This is a genomic window from Desulfobacter sp., from assembly GCA_028768525.1.
GTDB lineage: Bacteria > Desulfobacterota > Desulfobacteria > Desulfobacterales > Desulfobacteraceae > Desulfobacter.
On the sequence record CP054837.1, the window covers coordinates 656525 to 674544 of the forward strand.

The following is an 18020-nucleotide window of genomic DNA, read 5'->3' on the forward strand; positions in this document are numbered from 1 at the left end:
AACCCCAGATTGACCCTATGGATACCCAGTTCACATATGCGGCCCCGGACCCGCAGATCACCTCCCGGCTCACCCAGGCCCTTGGCTGCCATCCGGTCCTGGCCGGACTGCTGGCGGACCGGGGAATAAACGAGCCCGGCGAGGCCCGTTTCTTTCTGAATCCGGACTTCAGCCGGCTGACCAGCCCATTTGACCTCAAGGATATGGACAAAGCCGTGGAACGGATCTATACGGCCGTTGTCAATAAAGAAAAAATCCTGGTGTTCGGGGATTTCGACGCCGACGGGGTGACCGCCGTCTCCGTAATCTACGACTTTTTAACCACGGTGGAAGCGGCGCCGGCCTGGTATATCCCCCACCGGACCAAAGAAGGGTACAGTCTTCATCCCCCCCACATTGAGATGGCCGTGGACATGGATGTGGACCTGATCATCACCGTGGACTGCGGCATCAGTTCCCATGAGGCCGTTAAGGCCGCTGCCCTGGAAGATATCGATGTTATCATCACCGACCACCACGAACCCTCAGAGACCCTGCCAACGGCCCTGGCCGTGGTCAATCCCAAGCAGGAAGCCTGCACCGCCGGCCTGGACTATCTGGCCGGGGTGGGGGTGGCCTTTTACCTGGTCATGGCCCTGAGAAAATTTTTCAGGGATAAGGGGCTCTGGGATACATTTGCGGAGCCGGACCTGGTCCAGTTCCTGGATCTTTTTGCCATCGGCACCATCGGGGACATGGTTCCCCTTGTGAAGGACAACCGGACCCTGTGCGTGGCCGGTCTCCGCCGGATCACCCTGGGTAAAAGGCCGGGTCTACAGGCCATGGCCCGGGCTGCACGCCTGGACCTGAACCGCATGGATGCCGATGACATTTCATTTAAAATCGTTCCCAGAATCAATGCCGCCGGCCGCATCTCCCATGCCCGGATCTGCGTCACCCACCTCACCTGCCGGGACCGGTCACAGGCCGATGCCGGCGCCCAGTTGCTTGATGAACTGAATACCAAACGCCAGTACATTGAACGGGAAATTGTCAGGGATATTGAATCCCGGATCGAACTGGATCCCGCTCTGCTGGACGGCAGGCTGCTGGTCCTGTGGGACAACCGGTGGGAACAGTCTGTGCTGGGCATTGCCGCATCCCGCCTTTCCAGAAAATACGGCTGCCCCGTGGTGCTCCTCTCCCTTGACGGCGGCCGGGCCGTCGGTTCCTGCAGGAGTGTCAACCGGATCAATATCCACCAGGCCCTCACCGAAAACAGCCATCTGTTCGAAAAATTCGGGGGCCATGCCATGGCTGCCGGCCTGACCCTGAAAGAAGAGCACCTGGCCGCCCTTAAACCGGCCCTGTCCCGGTACCTGGACACCCGCTGTTCACCGGAGGACTTCCAGAACAGTGTAAAAGTGGATGCCGAACTTGGGGTTGAAGATATGACCCACGGCCTGGCGTCGGCCATAGAATCCATGATGCCCTTCGGCACAGCCAATCCCGAACCTCTCTTTCTGGCCCGTAACCTCTGGGTGGCCTCATCCCACATCATCGGCACCTGCCACAGGAAAATGATTCTTAAAGGGGAGTCCGGCACTGCCCAGGTGGAAGCCCTCCATTTCAACCTGCCCGATGTGACTGATCTGCCCGGTTTTTACAGCCAGATTCTGTTCAAATTGAAAGTCAATAAATTCAAACCCGATGGTGTCCAGATAATTGTCCAGGATTTGTAATTCCGGCCTTTTTTTGCCTTGCTAAAGGCATTGCATTTTAATATAACTAGGCATTGCATTTAACGGTTTTGTTAACGTAAGGATATATTCATGGCAAAAATTTTTTATACCGGAAACAGAGAATCCAAGCTTCTCTCAAAAATAGAATCATCCAAAGAACGGGAAAGAATTAAAACCATCAGCACCATCCGGGATAATATTGAATTATTCAGCAACAAAGTCTCCATGAAGCTCATCGAATCCGGCCTCATTGAAACTGTCAGCAAATCCAGTATTGAAAACCAGATCATCCGGAGCCTGGACAAATTGTGCCGGGCCGAGGATTTTGATATCGACTATGCAGTGGCCCCCTTCAGAACCCTGGTATCCAACCCCAACATCGCCAGCCTCTACCTCACCGCCTTTGTGGTGGAAACCCTCATCGACCACAAGGATGTCATTGATGTCTACGGCAGCGATGAGGATATCTATTTCTGCATACAGAAGGAACTGACAGCGCTGATGGACGGGGAACGGTAACGCCGGCCTTTCAGCAGCCTCATACAAAACACAAACGGCCATGGGAGTTCTCCCATGGCCGTTTTTTTATTTGAAAAATAGCGGTTATCCGGAATCCGGGCCGTTCAAACTTTATTTATGCACGTGGGGATGACGTCCCTGCTTGTGCACATGCTCGTGGCGGTGGAAATGGATTTCCTCGTCGGTGAGGATTTTCCCCCCCTCCATTGAATAGATCTTGTCCGTGACCCCGTTAAGGAAATTAAACTCATGGGAAATAATGAGATAGGAGATTTCCAGGCGGTTTAAGATTCCGGTCAGGGTCTGCTTCACCCCGGTGTCCAGGCCAGAGGTGGGTTCGTCCAGCAGCAGCACCTCCGGGGACATGGCCAGGACCGCCGCCAGGGCCACCAGCCGCTTCTGCCCCCCTGACAGCCTGTGGGTCACCCGGTCGCCCAATGGTGAAATGCCAAGGCTGTCAAGCACTTCTTCGGCCGTCTCCTTTGCCTTTTTCCGGCCCAGGCCCATATTGAGGGGGCCAAAGGCCACATCCTCCAGTACCGTCGGGCAGAAAAGCTGGTCGTCGGAATCCTGGAAAAGCAGGCCCACCCGGGTCCGGACAGCCGCGAAATCCGCCTCGCAGGTCATGGGGGTGTCAAATATACGGATGGTGCCGGATTCAGGTTGGCAGAGCCCCATGATGGTATGAAGCAGGGTGGTTTTGCCGCTGCCGTTGGGAGCCATGAGGCCGATGCGGTCCCCGGAATGGATGTCCAGGTCCAGTCCGTCAAGAACCTTAACCGATGATCCGGGGTATGAAAAGCAGATGTTTTCCAGGTGGATGATGCCGGGCATTTAAGTAATCCAAAGCCTTTCCATAAGTGTCAGTCCGATGCCTGCCGCCCCCATGGCGGCAAGAAAGACCGAGTTTAGCCCATTGGGGGCATAAACGTCAAGGGTATGGAATTTCCGGGAAAATCCCCGGCAGAGCATGGCCTGGTAAACCCGTTTTGCCCGGTGGGAGGCCCGAACAAAGAGCATCCCCACCAGATAGGCCCAGGTTTTATAGGAATGGAGATTGGTGCCCGGGGTGAACCCCCGGAACCGGGCCGCCCGCAGCAGCCGCCGGTATTCCTCTCGGATCACGGCAATATACCTATAAGTCATGAGCAAAAGGAAGACCATCTTGTCCGGCACATGGAGCCGGTGCAGGGCCGCCCCCAGGGAAGAAACGGTCATGGTGACGATGAGGGCGGAAAAGATCAGGAGAATGGCAACGGCTTTAAGGGTGATCTGGGCCGTCAGCATGATGCCGTCCATGCTGATGTGGACCCATCCGTATTGGGCGATGATCTCCCTGGTGAAGGTCAGGGGCAGGAAAATCCACAGCATGACCAGAAACCAGAACAGGGGTTTCAGCCGGGCAGCAGCCTGGCCCGCGGTTATCCGGGCCATGGCGCAGAGCAGGATGGCCAGTCCCAGGTAACAGGCAATAATGCCCAGGTTCCGGGAAAGGGCCGCGGCTACGGAAACAAGCACCGCCGACAGGATCCGGATGCCCGGATCCAGCCGGTGGATAATGGAGTCGCCGCATTCAAGGGAGGTGTCAAGCATGGGGGGCCTTTTTCTTCTTCAACAGCCCGGCGGCCAGGGCCAGGCCGAAAATGACACCGATACCGGCCAGAATTTTAATGAAATCCGGGCCTTTTTCCATATCTTTATGATGTTCTTCGACCTCGGCCGCCGGTGTCGGGGCCGCGGCCGTGAATTCATCGGCCCCCACGGTCCAGGATCCCTTATGGCCGGGCCCGGCCTCCATTTCCAGGATCATCTCGCCGGCATGGCCCTTGGGCACCTCAAAGGCGCATCGGCCCTGGTCATCGGTTTTACCGGTAAAGACAAGCGTATGTTCACTGTCAAATGCCTTGAGCACACAGCCTTTTGCGGGTTTTCCCCCCCCGAATCCCCCTTCGGCGTGGACCATGCCCTCTTCCACCCAGCCAAAGAGAAGGACCCGGTGGGCCATTGCCGCCTGGGGCGGGACCAGGCAAAGGCCAAGGGCCAGGCCCAGAAACAGGCAGGCGAACCTGCAATTTACTAATTTCATGCGAACACCTTTCTTGGAAGAATTTCAGGATAGACTTTAACCAAAAATGAGATGCAGAATCCCGTGATAATCCCTTCGATGATCATCACCGGAATATGGGCGGTGACAATGGCCATGCTGGTTTTGAGAAACTGCTCGTCGGTGAGCCACAGCGCCGTCCCCAGCAGCAGGCAGGAACCGCAGATGGAAACCATGCCGGCCAGAAAACCTGCAAGGAAATTCATTGCCTGGGACCGGCCCAGCAGGGGGAGGAAAAGATAATGGACCAGCACCGCGGGCAGGGCCATGACCAGGGCATTCACCCCCAGGGCCGTCAGGCCGCCGAACTGAAAGAGCAGGGACTGGAGCACCAGTGCCGTTAAAATGGCGGGAAAAGCGGCCAGGCCCAGAAGAAGGCCCACCACCCCGTTGAGAATCAGGTGGACACTCACCGGCCCGATATTCACGTGGATCAGCGAGGCCACGAAAAAGGCCGAGGCCAGAATGGCCACATGGACCATTTTATCGTAATTAATTTTTTTCAGCCCCAGGGTGGTGCAGCCCAGGGTAAGGACTGCACCTGCCCCGAGGACGGGTCCCGATAGAACGCCCTCGGATATATGCATATTATTATTCCTGCCAATCCTCAAATTTAACCCAGATCACAGCGCCTAATTCTATATCCTTTTTTTCTCCGTCTTGCACCATCTTTTTATCAGAGGTGTTCAGGGCGGCAAATCCCCACCATCCGGCACGGGGGGCGGCATAGGTGAAAACGCCGTTGGCATCGGCTTTGACGGTCTGGGTAATCATATATTCGGCAGGGGCCTTGGCCTTGAGGTCTTTATTATAATATTCCACCTCTACCTCTGCGTAGGGAACGGCCTTGCCGTCCAGTTTGACAATCCCCTGGAACACATTGCCGCCATAAAGGCCGAAGGGCTTGGACAGGGGAACGATCTCGGTTTTCAGGCCCAGTTCCTCATCCCAGCCGGTATCATCCCCAAAGGCCGCCACAACGGTTTTGGTATAATGGACGATGAAGCAGTCCTCGGCAGGTTCCCAGTAGGGGACCGGCTCCATGACAAAGGCATATGCACCGGGCCGCTTGATGGTGTATTCAGCGGACCAGGCCGGATGATCCATCACCTTGGCCGCCTTGAGGCTGCCGAGCAGATCGGTCTTTTTTCCTTCCTTGACCATGAAGAAGGCCGCCGGCTTAACCAGTTCCATGCCAATCCCTTCAAAGGGGTGGGAAAATGAAAGGGCCATGGAAACCTTGCGGGAATCTTCCTGGGCCACCATATTGTCCGAGGGGATGACCATGCCGAAATGGGCAAAGGCATTGGCGGTAAAAAAGAGAACCAGAAGGGCCGAGGCGATTGTTAGGACGTGTTTCATGCTGTTTTTCCTTTGTAAATGTTAAGGTTTATCCATAAAAAAAACCACGAAGGCAAAAGGATCCCATCCTTTTCAAACCTTCGTGGTTTCGGTTGCTTATATATGTGTTTACTGCGGGTACTGCTGCAGGCTTCTGCCCGCGGATTGTGAATTTATTTATCTAGTGGATCGGAAATAGTCAACCCTTATTTTTCAGCTTTATTTTTTAACCCAGGCCCCGGAGGCGTTTTGAACGTATTCTCCGGGGTCGGCCCTGTCGGCCAGGACCTTGGCCCGCCGTTTCTGAACCAGTTCCACGGACACGCCCTGCTGGCCGGCAATATGGCTGTAAACGGCTTTCCGGTCCTTATTTTCAGCCGCCACCACATCGGCGCCGGACCGGTTCCCTGTCACAAACCCCAGGTATCCCTGGTTGGTCTCCCCTACGACCCCTTTGGCCTTGAGGGCGGCAATGGCGGGCAGCCGCTGTTTCATCCGGTCCTTGATTCCCCCGGCCCAGGCCGTTCCTGCAATTATCAACATCACTGCCGCCAGGGACAGGATAAGTACTCTGCTGTATTTCATTATTCCCCCTTTTCCGTTTCTAGTTTATCCTCTGCCGCGTCAATGTCGCCGAAGAAATCATCCAATGCCTTATCCACCTTGACGTTTACGTCGATTGTGATGTGGATGGGCTTGATTTCCACCGGTTTAACTTCCACCTCATGGGAGGTACTGCAGCCGCCCAGAAGGAAGAGCGGGACAATAAGACAGATAATCATGGTACCCAGTTGTCTGGTCATTTGCTCTCCTCAATCATTATTATGAGATTCCCTGCTATTTACTATAGACACCCTTTATTCCAAAATACTCCTCAATTTTGTACCAAATTTCATCACCCGGTTAAAGGGCAGTTTAAGATTGACATCCAATTTAACCCCCTGGAACCGAGAACCGGGGCTTGAGGCGTCCACCCGCATGAAGGAATTCATCTCCCGCTTGTACTCAAAGGGAAGAATACGGGCCGGTTTTCCGTCCAGCTCCATCTTCACATCCAGGGTATCACCGCTGGTGTTCAGCCTCAGTTTTGCCCATTTATACTCGAAATCCTTTAAGGCCTCCCCGGCCAGGTCCAGCTGGGAGAATTCCGGGGTCCCCCTGGGAAAACCCTCCAGCATCCGGTCCAGGTCCTTGACAAATACCCGGCCGCCCTGCCCCGGGGTCGAAAATAAAAAGCCGTTGTCAAAGGCAATTTCCCCCCGGCTGTAGACCACCGGAATCCGGCCGCTGAGTGCACCGCCCCCCCGGGCATCAAATGCGCCCATCTGCTGCAGCAGGCTGTCCATCTCCAGACGGTCGCAGTAGAGGATGAGCTTGAGCTTGTCTTCCTCGCCGGGCAGCCGTATTGATTCCGTTGACACCAGGCCGTTGCACCAGTTGAAGGTGAGGTTTTCCACGTTCAGGAATCTCCCGTCCTCCACGCTGAACCTCATTGCCATGTTCTCAAAGCTGAACTGGCCCGCATTCACGGATTTGACAAAAAGGGACTGGCCGGGAAGGGACTCGGGTTTCACAAGGTCGTTGAATTCAACCCGCCCGGAAACCCCGGACGCCTTGACATCCTGGTCCGGAAAATCCAGGCTGCCGTCATGGATGAGGATTGTGGCGCCGGTGTCAAGGGTATTCTTCTTGAAATGGATCCGCACCGAAGGGGAGAGATCGACCTGGAGGGTCCCGGGTATATCCGCCTGGGGCATGATCCGCGTCACATCCTGGCCGGTGAGGAGAAAATTCTCAGCTTTAAGGCGAATCTCCGCCCAGGGGTCCAGCGTATCATCCACTCCGGCAACCAGATCCAGGCCAAGGGAAAGATCCGGCACCAGGGGGGTGGAAATATTACCGGCCATGGCAATACTCGCTTTTCCGGTCTGTTCCAATTCCGCTGCCAGAGAAGCCGTAAACCGCTTGTCATAGCGAAGGGTCCCTATATTGAGCCGTCCTTTTCCTGAACCGGTCCCATGGGGAAAGGTCCAGGGCAGCCTCAACTGTATCCCCGTTGCTGCGATATTTTTCCCTGGAACGGCCAGGTCCAGATTGTCTATTCCGGCCGTAAGCGATGCTGCGGGTTGGAAGCGCTTATCCATCCGGATCTGCCCAAAGATCCCGGCCCGGCCTGCCGAGACGGTTCCGCCGCCTCCGCGGCCCGTTATCCCGGATATTTCTCCGTCAAGGGCAAGGACCAGTTGCTCTCCTTTTTTGTCCGGCCTGACGCCGGCTTTAAACCGCAGTCCCGGCGCGGCCAGACGGGCATCTTCCGTCTCCATCACCATCTCTTTTGCCGCCAATTCAAGGGATCCGGAGCCAATTGGAAATGGTCCCCCGTGCCTGCGGTCCATTTGCAGGGAAAGGGACAGGTCCTGTGCTCCGGCAGCGGTCCCTGGCAATGAGACACCAAGCCGGCGCCCCTTAAACGCCAGGCTGGCGGTTTGGCGTTCCAGGTTCCCGGCGATTGTCCCTGATAACATTGGCCCGTCAATGCGTATTTTTTCAGGCAGATTCTGGCTGCATATCCACTGGGCCATGGCCGGGTAAAGGGTAAATGCCTCTTTATCCCTGTTGTAAAAAGAGAGGTCAAATCCGGGCATGCCGCCGGCCCCCTGCGCAACTGTCAGATCAACCCCCAGGGCAAGCCGGGAAAAAGCATTGTCCCGGACCTCCGCCTCTCCCTTCCCCTTAAATGATATGCCGCCGTCCGTTTTAACCTGCCCCCGAAATCCCTCCAGCGCAATTTCCGGCAGGAGGCCTTTTTTAACCGCCCCCCCATGCATATCAATTTCCCAGGGCCCCTGCCCCTGGCGGACAAGATGGAAATCCACAGGCCCGGAGATATCCACATTTCTGAAAATTTCGGGGAAAAATCCGGCCAGGCTTTTGGGATTAAAACCGTCCACCCGGGCATCCACCCGGTCCAGGGCTGCTTCCGGCGTCCGGCTCAAAAGCGTTTCAAGGTTTACCGACGCTGTCAGTTCCAGGGGCTGGCCCAAAGGGGTGAACGCCATACGGATATCCGCCCTTTTGTCTTCCATGTCCAGGCGCACCATGATATCCGCCGGAATAAGAATCGATCCATCACCCCGGCGGATGGTAATCTGGGCATGTTTTATCCGGATTTCTCCGGGCACCAGGGGGAAAAACGGTTCCAGCTGATCCATTGAGACGGTTTTCCGGGGGGCGTCCCCTCCGCTGCCGGTATCGGGGAAAACCATATGGTTAAATCGGAGCTGGGTTGCACCGCCGGAATCATCCACAGTGAATTCCAGGGACAGCCCGGATATAAGCAGCTTTTCAACCTGAACATCCCGGCCTCCCAGCCAGCGGTACTTCAGCTCGACCAGGTCGGCAGAAAGGCCCCGGCCCAGGCGGACCGCCCTTAGAATCGTACAGCCCGGTCCGATGCCCTCAATACGGAAATCCGGCTCCAACGCCCGGACGGCGGCCGGAAACCGGGATTTAATTTGGGATTCGGCAATCAGGGGCAGGCCGATGATCAGGGCCTGGCAACCGATTACTGCGACAAGGCAGATGAAAACAAGATATTTCACCAGGGATTTAAAGGACATTTCGGATATCCACCCTTAAATACAGGTCCCCCCGGGGGTGTCCGGGAAGGTTTCGCCCCATGCCCCGCAGCCTCAGGCGGGTTCCCCGCTTGATCCCCGCCGGCACCACCACCCGGTAGAGGGGTCTGTGGAATCCCCAGGGAATGGTGACCATCTTTCTGGCCCCTGTGATGGCCTCCAGGGAGGTCAGCTCAATGGTACTGTGAAGGTCGGGCCCGCTGTCTTTGGCCACCGGGGTGATGACCTGCAGCCTTGGGGTGTTCTTTTTCCGGGTAAACCGAACGATTTTTTCCCTAGCACCGGTGCTGGGCAGCCGGTCATTGAACCGGATCAACGCCACCCCGGCCAGAAACCCGCCCACGTGGGCCCACCATGCCACTCCGGCACCGGTGCCCTGGCCGGTGGCGTTAAAAAACTGCATCAAAAACCAGATTCCCAGAAAAATAAAGGCCGGTATCTGGATAAAAATGGGAAAAATCAATATGGGCACCAGGGTCAGGATTTTTGAACGCGGATACAAAAGGAAATAGGCCCCCATAATCCCTGCAATGGCCCCGCTGGCTCCGATGGTGGGTACAGGGGAATGTAAATTGAGAAAAAAATGAAACACGGCAGCCAAAAGCCCGCTGACCAGGTAAAAGCCCAAGAAACGCAGGGAGCCCAGCCGGTCTTCGATATTGTCCCCGAATATGTACAAAAACCACATATTTCCCAGAAAGTGCCAGAATCCCCCGTGGAGGAACATGTAGCTCAGGGGAGAAAAGAGCTTGTTGACCCCTGTGAAATGACGGGAAAGGCCTTCCAGGGTATACTTGCCCGGAACAAATCCGTAGATGTAGAATACGGCCTCATTGTCCAGGCCAATGGCCAGTTGCCATAAAAAGACCAAGGTGGTCGCCCCCATGATGCCGTAGGTGGCCGCCGGCACGCTGTGTGAAACCTGGTTATCCCGGATGGGAATCACGGCAGAATCCTTAAGGTATAATGCTTTGACATATGGTCTTTTAATGCCTTGACAATATCCATGACCCCGTCCTCCGGGGTATAGGGTCCGGATTCCTGCTCCCGTTCCCGGGCCAGGCTGGCCAGCAGCGGGCTGTTTTCCCGGTCCAGTCCCGTCCTGAACTTGATATAGTCCATGAGGGTAAAATATATATCCCGCAGGTCTCCCGCGTCCATCCGCCCCATGGCGGTTTTGGCCTTGAGCGTAAGATCCCCGGCAATCCATTCCACGGCCTGGTCCACATCACGGGCCTGCCCCTGTTCAGCCATGGCAGGCGTTTCAATCACCGGCCCCATCACCGCCTCCTTATCAAGGAACATCAGATAAAGGGTGGATTCAATAAGGGATTTGACGTCAAAGTAAATGGCCGGGTCATGGCTGGCCCGGGGGCCGGCCACATTGAGGACAACAATATAGTTTTCAAGGAGAAAGGAATGAAGAATCAGCGCAGCCTCGAAGATATCATTATCCCCGAGATCAATATGACAGACCGGTTTGCCTGCAACCTTGGCAAAGCTGTGGGTCAGTTTGGATCCGCCTGTAAGGGGCCCCCTGGCAATAATTACCGTCCCCCCGGCGTCCAGGACATTCTGGCGGGTCCGGCTGGGATAATCTTCGGTTTCCATCTCCTTGAGCCGGTATTTATCCGGCAGGGGCCCGTCCTCGGTGCGCCGTCCCCGGGTAATCCAGCCCCCGTGGGGGATGACGAATTTCATGGCAATATCCAGGGCGGCCCTGTCAGCGCCGGTCTGCCCTCCGGATATAATCTGTTCAAGTATGGGCATGTAAATCACCGTCTGTTCTTAAAAAGTTCTTTACCTATAATACCTATAAAGCGTATAACTTCAATAGGAATTGTCCTTACCCTTTTATCATCAAAGGACAGAGCAACCGGCGAAAAAATGTATAACGGAGGCATTTCCGCTTTCCTGCTTTTTCTCGCACTGTCATAAAAAAGGAAAATATGAACCTGCCCACGGACAAGGAATGCTTCAGGATCATCAAAGAGATGGAAATGATGGATCATATCATTGACCACTCGGTGATGGTTTCCAATGTAGCGGTCTGCCTTTGCAGGGGCATGCGGCGCACCAGCCCGGAACTCAATGAAGACCTGATCAGGACGGCGGCCCTGCTCCACGACATCACCAAAACCCGCAGCTTTTCAACCGGGGAGATTCACTCGGAAACCGGCGGCGGTCTCATGCGTGAAATGGGGTATCCGGAAATCGGGGAGATCATCCGCCAGCATGTCATACTGGATCATAACAGTCCGGACGGCCCTGTATCTGAATCTGAGATCGTCAACTACGCGGACAAGAGGGTCCTCCATGACCAGGTGGTATCCCTGGACCAGCGGCTGGAGTACATCGTCCGAAAATACGGAAAAAAAACGCAATTCAGGCCCTTGATTCAAAAAATGTGGGACGCCACAACGGCATTGGAAAAAAAGATATTCAGAAAACTGCCATTTCCCCCGGAAGAACTGCCGGACCAGATCAGCCCGGTCGTTGAAAAGTGTTCTGTGAGCCCGGAAACCTGATGCCGGATCACAAGGCGGTATCAGTCCACCACATATTCCTGGATAATACTGAACAAATCGTTAATGGTGAAAGGCTTGCCCAGAAAGGCATCGGCACCGGCAGCCTCTGCGGCGGTACCATTTTGGGGACGGCCTGACATGCAGATGAAAATCCCGGTTTCCCATTTCAGCTTGAACCGCTTGAGCAGCTCCAGCCCGTCCATTCCCGGCATGTCCACATCCGCAATGACCAGATCGGCCGCATTGCCGCCTTTGAAATACTCCCATGCCGCCCGGCCGTCCCCAAAGGAGACCACATCCCGGTTCACACAATAGGACAAGGCGTTGACGGTCAGGGCCCTGACCCCGGGGTCATCGTCCACAACCACTATTTTGACGTTCTCTATGATAACCGGTCTCCCAAAACCACCCCGGATCAGGCTGCTTTCAGAATATTACGGTAAATGGAAAGGTCCTGCCCCGGAAAAAGAAAGGAACCAATGCTTTCGATATTGTCCAGCACGGCATCCCGGCGGTGCCGGCCCAGTGGATACTCTTCGCTCACCATTGCCGTGGCCATGACGCAGAGCAGTTTTACCCGTTCCCTGAAAAGATGAAAGGCGCTTGTACCTTGGCTGTGTGAAGGAATGCCCGCTATCTGCGCATCAATGCGGGAAACTGATTTATGGACTTGTGATGCGGTTTCGATCACGGCGGCTTTCCTGAATTCGCCCACGGGATATCCTTCCAACCGGGCCTTGATCATAATCATCAGAAGGTAAAGGCCCATGCGGAACAGATGGGACTGGTCCATTTCGGTGACAGGTGCCTCTGTATTATCTCCGAATCGCTTCATTTTCCTTCCAGCATCAATAAATCGGTTTTAACTTAAACGCCGTCATTAAAAGGTATCACACCCCGGGAAAATTGCAATGGTTTTACCGGGGTAGCCCCTTAATCTGGTTACCATGACCGGTGGCTATGGTCAGATCTGCATCATGGCTTTTTCGTATTTCAGATCCGGGCTGGTGTTGAACATGACCTCCTCTGTCAGGTCGCAGGTGAGCCAGGCACTGTCGCCCAGTTCGCCGTCCAGCTGCAGGGGGCCCCATCCGGCGCATCCCAGCATGATCATAAAGGTTTCAGGGCCCTTTCCCAGTGCAATGGCCTCAAGAATATCCCGTGAATTGCTCAGGGCCAGCCAGTCCGTGACTTTGAGGCTTTCATTCCACTCAAAGGGCGCCCCGTGGAGGACAAAAACGCCGGAGGGCTGCACCGGGCCGCCCAGAAAAATATCCAGCTTATCCACGCTGTCGTTGCACTCAATGCTCAGGTCCTCAAACAACTCCCTGCCCGTCAGCAAGGGGTGGACCTTATTGACGATAAATCCCAACGCCCCGGACTCATTGTGCTCACACATGCAGGTCAGGGTTTGTGCAAAATTCGGATCAGGCAGACCGGGTACGGCCATGAGAAATTTACCCTTCATGTTCTTTGCAATTTCGCCGGTCATCCCCTTTTCTCCACCTTTAATCTTGACATTCCAACTCCTGTCCACCTATATTTACTTAAAAAGGTAGTTTTAAATATTTTTAATTGATTTGCAATAGTTTTTATCTTCGGGACACCCAGTATGAAGGAAATCACCCCAGACAACCAGGGCATTGGAAAGATTTCCCAGCCCGCCCGACCGAGGCAGACCACATCCAAGGGCAGCGGCTTTACCGGCGAATTTTCAAAAATTCTTTCGGATCACCTGGCATCCGAACAGACACCCGCTTCTACGGAAACGGGCGGACTGCCGGAACTGGATGCCACCTATGCCTCCAAAATAGCAGGACTTGCCCGGACAGATACGGCCCTGATGTCCCAACGGGTCTCCGGGGCCATAGACCTTCTGGATCAGTATGCCGGCTGCCTGGCCGATCCTGAATCCACCCTTAAGCACGCCTTTAGCCTGTTGGAAGAGATCAGCGACCGGGCCACAGACATCAATAAAGAGCTGAATGCGGCGGAAAACAAGGATTCAAGGATCAAAGAGATCATGGCCCACCTGGACACCGTGGTGGCACTTGAAAAAATCAAGATCAACCGGGGAGATTATTCCTGAACCTCCCCATGCCGGTGTTTATGCATTGCCGCTCCCGGGAAGATTACTCTTCTTTCCTCCCGTATACATCATCAAACCGAAGAATATCATCCTCCCCCAGATATGATCCAGACTGCACCTCAATAAGCTCCAAAGGGATCTTTCCCGGATTTTCGAGTCGGTGCATGGTACCCAAGGGGATGTAAACGGACTCATCCTCCCTGAGCAGGATCTCTTCATCTCCCTTGGTGACAACGGCGGTGCCCGAGACCACAGTCCAGTGCTCGGCCCGGTGGTAGTGCTTTTGAAGGGAAAGCTTGGCTCCGGGTTTCACCGTAATCCGCTTGACCTGATACCGGCGCGCCATATCTATGGTCTCATAATCGCCCCAGGGCCGGTAAACCTTGGCATGGGTAATGGCCTCTTCCCGATTCTTTTCCTTGAGCTGGGCCACAATTTTTTTCACGTCCTGGACCTGATCCCGGGGGGCCACCAGCACGGCGTCCTTGGTTTCCACAATAACAAATCGCTCAACCCCCACGGCGGCCACCAGACGGTTTTCCGCATGGATATAGCTCTCTTTCACATTATGGACCAGGACGTCCCCTGAGGTGACGTTTTTATCCCCGTTCTTTTTGCCCGTCTGCCACAGGGCATCAAAGGATCCCAGGTCATTCCATCCCGCATCCAGGGGAAGCACCACGCCCCTGTCGGTTTTTTCCATCACGGCATAGTCAATGGAGTCGCCTTCAATGGCCTGGAAGCACTCTTTGTCGATCCTGAAAAAATCCAGGTCACGGCGCCCCTTCTCCACCGCCTTCCTGCACCCGGAAAGCATCTCTGGGGCCCGGGATTCAAGCTCGGCAAGGATAGCGGAAACTTTAAACATGAACATGCCGGAATTCCAGCAGAATTCCCCCGAGGCCAGGTAGGACTCGGCCGTTTCAAGATCGGGTTTTTCAACAAACCGGTGGATGCCGAAGGCGCCGGAGCTGTCCTTGAGTGCCTCCCCTTTCTGAATATACCCGTAGCCGGTTTCAGGCGATCCCGGTACAATGCCGAAGGTCACCAGAGACCCTTCCCTGGCCAGTTTTTCCCCCTGTTCAATGGCGGCATGAAAAGCCTGCCTGTCCTCAATCACATGGTCGGCAGGCAGCACCAGCATCACGGGATCATCGGCCTGTCCCTCCAGGCTCAAAGCGGCAAGGGCGATGGCCGGGGCCGTGTTCCGGCCGCAGGGCTCAAGAATGATCTGGAAATCCTCCCGTCCCAGAAGGCGGAGCTGCTCAGCCGTCATGAACCGGTGGGCTTCGTTGCAAAGCACCACGGGCTCCCCAAGGGGATTAAGGCCTTCCAGCCTGCCCAGGGTATTCTGGATCATGGTATCTTCATTGTACATGGCAATGAGCTGCTTGGGGTAAAGGGCCCTGGACATGGGCCAGAGCCGGGTGCCGGATCCGCCGGCCAGGATAACGGGAACAATCATTTGAACTCCTTTATGTCCGTAGATACTATTTATGTGCAAGGTAAAAGATAATGCTCAAATCCTTTTCAACGGGATAGACCTCGGCCTTGGACAGTGAAAAACCGGCATCGCACAGCCAGTCTTTAATCTGTTTTCGGGTGAATCCCAGCCATGATCCGCCGATGATCTCCTTGATCTCCTCGTGGGTGTGGCGCAGAAAATCCGCCAAAAGAAAAGCCCCGCCCGGACGCAGCACCCGGTAGACCTCCTGGATGGATTTTGCAGGTTCATAAATATGATAAAGCACCATGCTCATCACCGCGGTATCCACCTCCCGTTCCCTCATGGGCAGGTTTTCAAGCTCCCCCAGTCGCAATTCCAGGTCCGGGCGCTCGGGAAGACGGATCCTTGCCTGTTCCAGCATCTCAGGAGAGGCATCCACCCCGATAAAGGTGCCCGGCCCCCGGTCCAGCAGCCTGGAAAGCATTTCCCCGGTTCCGCACCCCAGGTCGGCCACCACCCAGGCAGGCTCTGGCGCCTGCCCGGCCCCGGGCCTTGGAGGACCGCCCGGCCCCTGTTCCAGAATATGGTCTTCAAACAGCCCGTTAAGGTCAAACTCCCCCAGCACCTCTTTTTTCAGCCGGTCCCACTGGGGGGCCACGGTTTTGAAAAACCGTTTGGCCCGGTTCTTTCTCAGGGCCAGACATTGGTCCGCCCGGGCCAGGTCCCCTGAAAAAAGAGGATCATCAGCCACCCTGGCGCAGGCCAGTTCAATGATGGCGCGGGCCTCCGGGGGATGCGCCGCAGAGTAATAGATATAGCTGCCGTCCTTTCTGGAGGCCAGCAGTCCCGCCTCGAGCAGGATCCTAAGATGCCTGGACACCCCGGACTGTATCATCTCCACAACAGACACGATCTCATTGACGTTGAGCTCATACCGGTCAAGGATATTTACCAGCCGCAGCCGGGTGGGATCAGACAGGGCCTTAAACTGCTTAATAATTTCCATTTATACCCGGCAATTGTTATAGAATGATTTCCTCACCAAATCCCATGACCCGGCATCCGATCCCCTTTTCCCGGATCCGGCTGCAGAACACTTCAGGATCCGCCTCAATCACGGGAAAGGTGTTGTAATGAATGGGTACGGCCAGATCCGGATCGACAAATTCACAGGCCTTTACCGCATCATCAATTCCCATGGTAAAATTATCCCCGATGGGTACCAGCAGGGTATTGACGGCATTCATTTCCCCGATGAGTTTGAGATCGGAAAACAGCCCGGTGTCCCCGGTGTGGTAAATAAGGTGATCATTGATTTGAATCAGAAGCCCGGTGGGGGCACCGTGACAGACGTTATCAGGGGTGGTGGAGCCGTGCAGGGCCTGGGTCAGTTTCACCCGGCCGAATTCAAAGTCAAACCCACCGCCGATGTGCATATTATGGGCGTCTACGCCCTGGGCGGCAAGGTAATTGGCCAGTTCATTCTCGCAGATACACAGGGCATTGCACCGTTTAGCAATGGAAACGGTATCCCCGAGATGATCCCCGTGGCCGTGGGTAACCAGAATAAAGTCCGCATCCACATCAGCCGCCCCAACAGGGGAGGTGGGGTTGCCGTCCAGGAAAGGGTCAATGAGAATCCGCTGGCCCGCATCCGTTGTGATCTGAAAGGCTGAATGGGAAAAATATCTTAATTTCATGGTATTCCTCCTCCTTGATTCAATGATGGTGTTTAATGATTTTTTTCCTCTTTTATCATATTGGGGCCAAATCTCAACCCGGACACAATTGTACCACAGCGTCATTATTCTCCGAAACCGCCCCGTCCTCCAGACAACTATGTATCACCACTTTCCCTTGTAACAACTGCCCGGTGTCTGCCTTCAACGGCCAAACCGCAAAATTTGGCTTTATTTTAGGGCAGATACACACAAAGAAATTTTAAGATACCGTCTGGCACGCCTTTTGAAGTCAAGATTCACAGCATTTGATAATGCCTTAATTTATAAACAAATATGTCAATACATACAAAAGGAGTTGAACATGAGCGTACTGGTTGGAAAAAATGCCCCTGATTTTACTGCCACTGCCGTTGAAAAAGACCAGATTATTGAAAATTTCACCCTCTCCCGGTTCAAGGGGCAGTATGTGGTGCTGTTTTTCTACCCCCTGGACTTTACCTTTGTCTGCCCCACTGAACTGCATGCCTTCAGCGAACGGCTGGCGGAATTTGAAGAAAGGAACGTCAAAGTCATCGGGGTAAGTATCGATTCCCATTTCTCACACCTGGCCTGGCTGAATACCCCGAAATCCAAGGGCGGCATCCAGGGCGTGGCCTATCCAATCGTGTCGGATCTGAATAAAAGCATTTCAGCCGACTACGATGTGCTGGTAGACGGGGCCGGCATTGCCTACAGGGGACTGTTCCTTCTGGATAAGGACCATGTGGTCCGCCACCAGGTGGTTAATGATCTGCCCCTGGGCAGAAATGTCTCAGAGACCCTGCGCATGGTGGACGCCCTGCAGTTTACGGAAAAACACGGAGAGGTCTGCCCCGCCAACTGGAATCAGGGAGACAAGTCCATGAAACCGACCCAGGACGGGCTCGAAGACTTTTTCAAATAACCGCGTTT

At 54.9% G+C, this 18020-nt stretch carries 21 protein-coding genes; 5 read left to right on the forward strand and 16 right to left on the reverse strand.

The window, feature by feature from the left end; all coding sequences use genetic code 11:
* The first annotated feature begins 17 nt into the window (after nt 1-17).
* Complete coding sequence (gene recJ, locus HUN04_02905; GenBank protein ID WDP88738.1) at nt 18-1721, forward strand: single-stranded-DNA-specific exonuclease RecJ; 1704 nt, start codon at nt 18-20, stop codon at nt 1719-1721.
* Between the two features lie 90 nt (nt 1722-1811).
* Entirely contained in the window at nt 1812-2240 is a 429-nt protein-coding gene (locus tag HUN04_02910; GenBank protein ID WDP88739.1) for a hypothetical protein, read from the forward strand.
* Nucleotides 2241-2351: 111 nt separating this feature from the next.
* Here HUN04_02910 and HUN04_02915 read toward each other — a convergent pair whose 3' ends face one another.
* The 10 genes from HUN04_02915 to HUN04_02960 form a co-directional block, all read right to left on the reverse strand.
* Nucleotides 2352-3074, reverse strand: coding sequence for an ABC transporter ATP-binding protein (locus tag HUN04_02915; protein WDP88740.1), 723 nt, complete (start codon nt 3072-3074; stop codon nt 2352-2354).
* Entirely contained in the window at nt 3075-3833 is a 759-nt protein-coding gene (gene cbiQ, locus HUN04_02920; protein ID WDP88741.1) for a cobalt ECF transporter T component CbiQ, read from the reverse strand.
* The gene (locus tag HUN04_02925) at nt 3826-4326 is read right to left on the reverse strand and encodes a hypothetical protein (protein ID WDP88742.1); all 501 of its coding nucleotides are present in this window, start codon (nt 4324-4326) and stop codon (nt 3826-3828) included. Before HUN04_02925 ends, cbiQ begins: the two co-directional genes overlap by 8 nt.
* On the reverse strand, nt 4323-4931 hold the full coding sequence (cbiM, locus tag HUN04_02930; GenBank protein WDP88743.1) for a cobalt transporter CbiM: 609 nt from the start codon (nt 4929-4931) through the stop codon (nt 4323-4325). Before cbiM ends, HUN04_02925 begins: the two co-directional genes overlap by 4 nt.
* A 4-nt stretch (nt 4932-4935) precedes the next feature.
* A complete protein-coding gene (locus HUN04_02935; protein ID WDP88744.1) occupies nt 4936-5706 on the reverse strand; it encodes a DUF4198 domain-containing protein in 771 nt (256 codons plus the stop codon).
* Nucleotides 5707-5904: 198 nt separating this feature from the next.
* Complete coding sequence (locus HUN04_02940) at nt 5905-6270, reverse strand: YdbL family protein (protein ID WDP88745.1); 366 nt, start codon at nt 6268-6270, stop codon at nt 5905-5907.
* The gene (locus tag HUN04_02945) at nt 6270-6488 is read right to left on the reverse strand and encodes a hypothetical protein (protein ID WDP88746.1); all 219 of its coding nucleotides are present in this window, start codon (nt 6486-6488) and stop codon (nt 6270-6272) included. Before HUN04_02945 ends, HUN04_02940 begins: the two co-directional genes overlap by 1 nt.
* 54 nt (nt 6489-6542) lie before the next feature.
* On the reverse strand, nt 6543-9305 hold the full coding sequence (locus tag HUN04_02950) for a YdbH domain-containing protein (GenBank protein ID WDP88747.1): 2763 nt from the start codon (nt 9303-9305) through the stop codon (nt 6543-6545).
* A complete protein-coding gene (locus tag HUN04_02955; protein WDP88748.1) occupies nt 9295-10269 on the reverse strand; it encodes a rhomboid family intramembrane serine protease in 975 nt (324 codons plus the stop codon). The genes HUN04_02950 and HUN04_02955 overlap by 11 nt, the downstream gene beginning before the upstream one ends.
* On the reverse strand, nt 10266-11093 hold the full coding sequence (locus HUN04_02960; GenBank protein WDP88749.1) for a hypothetical protein: 828 nt from the start codon (nt 11091-11093) through the stop codon (nt 10266-10268). Before HUN04_02960 ends, HUN04_02955 begins: the two co-directional genes overlap by 4 nt.
* A 179-nt stretch (nt 11094-11272) precedes the next feature.
* On the opposite strand from HUN04_02960, the gene HUN04_02965 reads away from it, so the two are divergent.
* Complete coding sequence (locus tag HUN04_02965; GenBank protein WDP88750.1) at nt 11273-11851, forward strand: HD domain-containing protein; 579 nt, start codon at nt 11273-11275, stop codon at nt 11849-11851.
* Nucleotides 11852-11871: 20 nt separating this feature from the next.
* On the opposite strand, the gene HUN04_02970 is transcribed toward HUN04_02965, so the two are convergent.
* From HUN04_02970 to HUN04_02980, 3 genes are all read right to left on the reverse strand, one after another.
* Entirely contained in the window at nt 11872-12219 is a 348-nt protein-coding gene (locus tag HUN04_02970; GenBank protein ID WDP88751.1) for a response regulator, read from the reverse strand.
* A gap of 47 nt (nt 12220-12266) precedes the next feature.
* A complete protein-coding gene (locus HUN04_02975) occupies nt 12267-12686 on the reverse strand; it encodes a hypothetical protein (GenBank protein ID WDP88752.1) in 420 nt (139 codons plus the stop codon).
* Nucleotides 12687-12815: 129 nt separating this feature from the next.
* Nucleotides 12816-13343 (reverse strand): YqgE/AlgH family protein, encoded by a 528-nt coding sequence (locus HUN04_02980; protein ID WDP88753.1) that lies wholly within the window; start codon nt 13341-13343, stop codon nt 12816-12818.
* 120 nt (nt 13344-13463) lie between these two features.
* On the opposite strand from HUN04_02980, the gene HUN04_02985 reads away from it, so the two are divergent.
* Nucleotides 13464-13940, forward strand: a complete 477-nt coding sequence (locus tag HUN04_02985; GenBank protein WDP88754.1) for a hypothetical protein — start codon at nt 13464-13466, stop codon at nt 13938-13940.
* Nucleotides 13941-13983: 43 nt separating this feature from the next.
* On the opposite strand, the gene HUN04_02990 is transcribed toward HUN04_02985, so the two are convergent.
* From HUN04_02990 to HUN04_03000, 3 genes are read right to left on the reverse strand one after another with little or no spacing between them, the layout of a single operon-like run.
* Nucleotides 13984-15405, reverse strand: coding sequence for a mannose-1-phosphate guanylyltransferase/mannose-6-phosphate isomerase (locus tag HUN04_02990; protein WDP88755.1), 1422 nt, complete (start codon nt 15403-15405; stop codon nt 13984-13986).
* Nucleotides 15406-15430: 25 nt separating this feature from the next.
* The gene (locus HUN04_02995; protein WDP88756.1) at nt 15431-16393 is read right to left on the reverse strand and encodes a metalloregulator ArsR/SmtB family transcription factor; all 963 of its coding nucleotides are present in this window, start codon (nt 16391-16393) and stop codon (nt 15431-15433) included.
* Nucleotides 16394-16409: 16 nt separating this feature from the next.
* Entirely contained in the window at nt 16410-17087 is a 678-nt protein-coding gene (locus HUN04_03000) for a metal-dependent hydrolase (GenBank protein ID WDP88757.1), read from the reverse strand.
* A 343-nt stretch (nt 17088-17430) separates the two neighbouring features.
* On the opposite strand from HUN04_03000, the gene HUN04_03005 reads away from it, so the two are divergent.
* Complete coding sequence (locus tag HUN04_03005) at nt 17431-18012, forward strand: peroxiredoxin (GenBank protein WDP88758.1); 582 nt, start codon at nt 17431-17433, stop codon at nt 18010-18012.
* Nucleotides 18013-18020: the final 8 nt, after the last annotated feature.

What these genes read in the sequence shown, in the direction of transcription:
- recJ (WDP88738.1), top strand. Translation starts at nt 18, where the DNA reads ATGGATACCCAGTTCACATATGCGGCCCCGGACCCGCAGATCACCTCC.
- HUN04_02910 (WDP88739.1), top strand. Translation starts at nt 1,812, where the DNA reads ATGGCAAAAATTTTTTATACCGGAAACAGAGAATCCAAGCTTCTCTCA.
- HUN04_02915 (WDP88740.1), bottom strand. Translation starts at nt 3,074, where the DNA reads ATGCCCGGCATCATCCACCTGGAAAACATCTGCTTTTCATACCCCGGA.
- cbiQ (WDP88741.1), bottom strand. Translation starts at nt 3,833, where the DNA reads ATGCTTGACACCTCCCTTGAATGCGGCGACTCCATTATCCACCGGCTG.
- HUN04_02925 (WDP88742.1), bottom strand. Translation starts at nt 4,326, where the DNA reads ATGAAATTAGTAAATTGCAGGTTCGCCTGCCTGTTTCTGGGCCTGGCC.
- cbiM (WDP88743.1), bottom strand. Translation starts at nt 4,931, where the DNA reads ATGCATATATCCGAGGGCGTTCTATCGGGACCCGTCCTCGGGGCAGGT.
- HUN04_02935 (WDP88744.1), bottom strand. Translation starts at nt 5,706, where the DNA reads ATGAAACACGTCCTAACAATCGCCTCGGCCCTTCTGGTTCTCTTTTTT.
- HUN04_02940 (WDP88745.1), bottom strand. Translation starts at nt 6,270, where the DNA reads ATGAAATACAGCAGAGTACTTATCCTGTCCCTGGCGGCAGTGATGTTG.
- HUN04_02945 (WDP88746.1), bottom strand. Translation starts at nt 6,488, where the DNA reads ATGACCAGACAACTGGGTACCATGATTATCTGTCTTATTGTCCCGCTC.
- HUN04_02950 (WDP88747.1), bottom strand. Translation starts at nt 9,305, where the DNA reads ATGTCCTTTAAATCCCTGGTGAAATATCTTGTTTTCATCTGCCTTGTC.
- HUN04_02960 (WDP88749.1), bottom strand. Translation starts at nt 11,093, where the DNA reads ATGCCCATACTTGAACAGATTATATCCGGAGGGCAGACCGGCGCTGAC.
- HUN04_02965 (WDP88750.1), top strand. Translation starts at nt 11,273, where the DNA reads ATGAACCTGCCCACGGACAAGGAATGCTTCAGGATCATCAAAGAGATG.
- HUN04_02975 (WDP88752.1), bottom strand. Translation starts at nt 12,686, where the DNA reads ATGAAGCGATTCGGAGATAATACAGAGGCACCTGTCACCGAAATGGAC.
- HUN04_02980 (WDP88753.1), bottom strand. Translation starts at nt 13,343, where the DNA reads ATGACCGGCGAAATTGCAAAGAACATGAAGGGTAAATTTCTCATGGCC.
- HUN04_02985 (WDP88754.1), top strand. Translation starts at nt 13,464, where the DNA reads ATGAAGGAAATCACCCCAGACAACCAGGGCATTGGAAAGATTTCCCAG.
- HUN04_02990 (WDP88755.1), bottom strand. Translation starts at nt 15,405, where the DNA reads ATGATTGTTCCCGTTATCCTGGCCGGCGGATCCGGCACCCGGCTCTGG.
- HUN04_02995 (WDP88756.1), bottom strand. Translation starts at nt 16,393, where the DNA reads ATGGAAATTATTAAGCAGTTTAAGGCCCTGTCTGATCCCACCCGGCTG.
- HUN04_03000 (WDP88757.1), bottom strand. Translation starts at nt 17,087, where the DNA reads ATGAAATTAAGATATTTTTCCCATTCAGCCTTTCAGATCACAACGGAT.
- HUN04_03005 (WDP88758.1), top strand. Translation starts at nt 17,431, where the DNA reads ATGAGCGTACTGGTTGGAAAAAATGCCCCTGATTTTACTGCCACTGCC.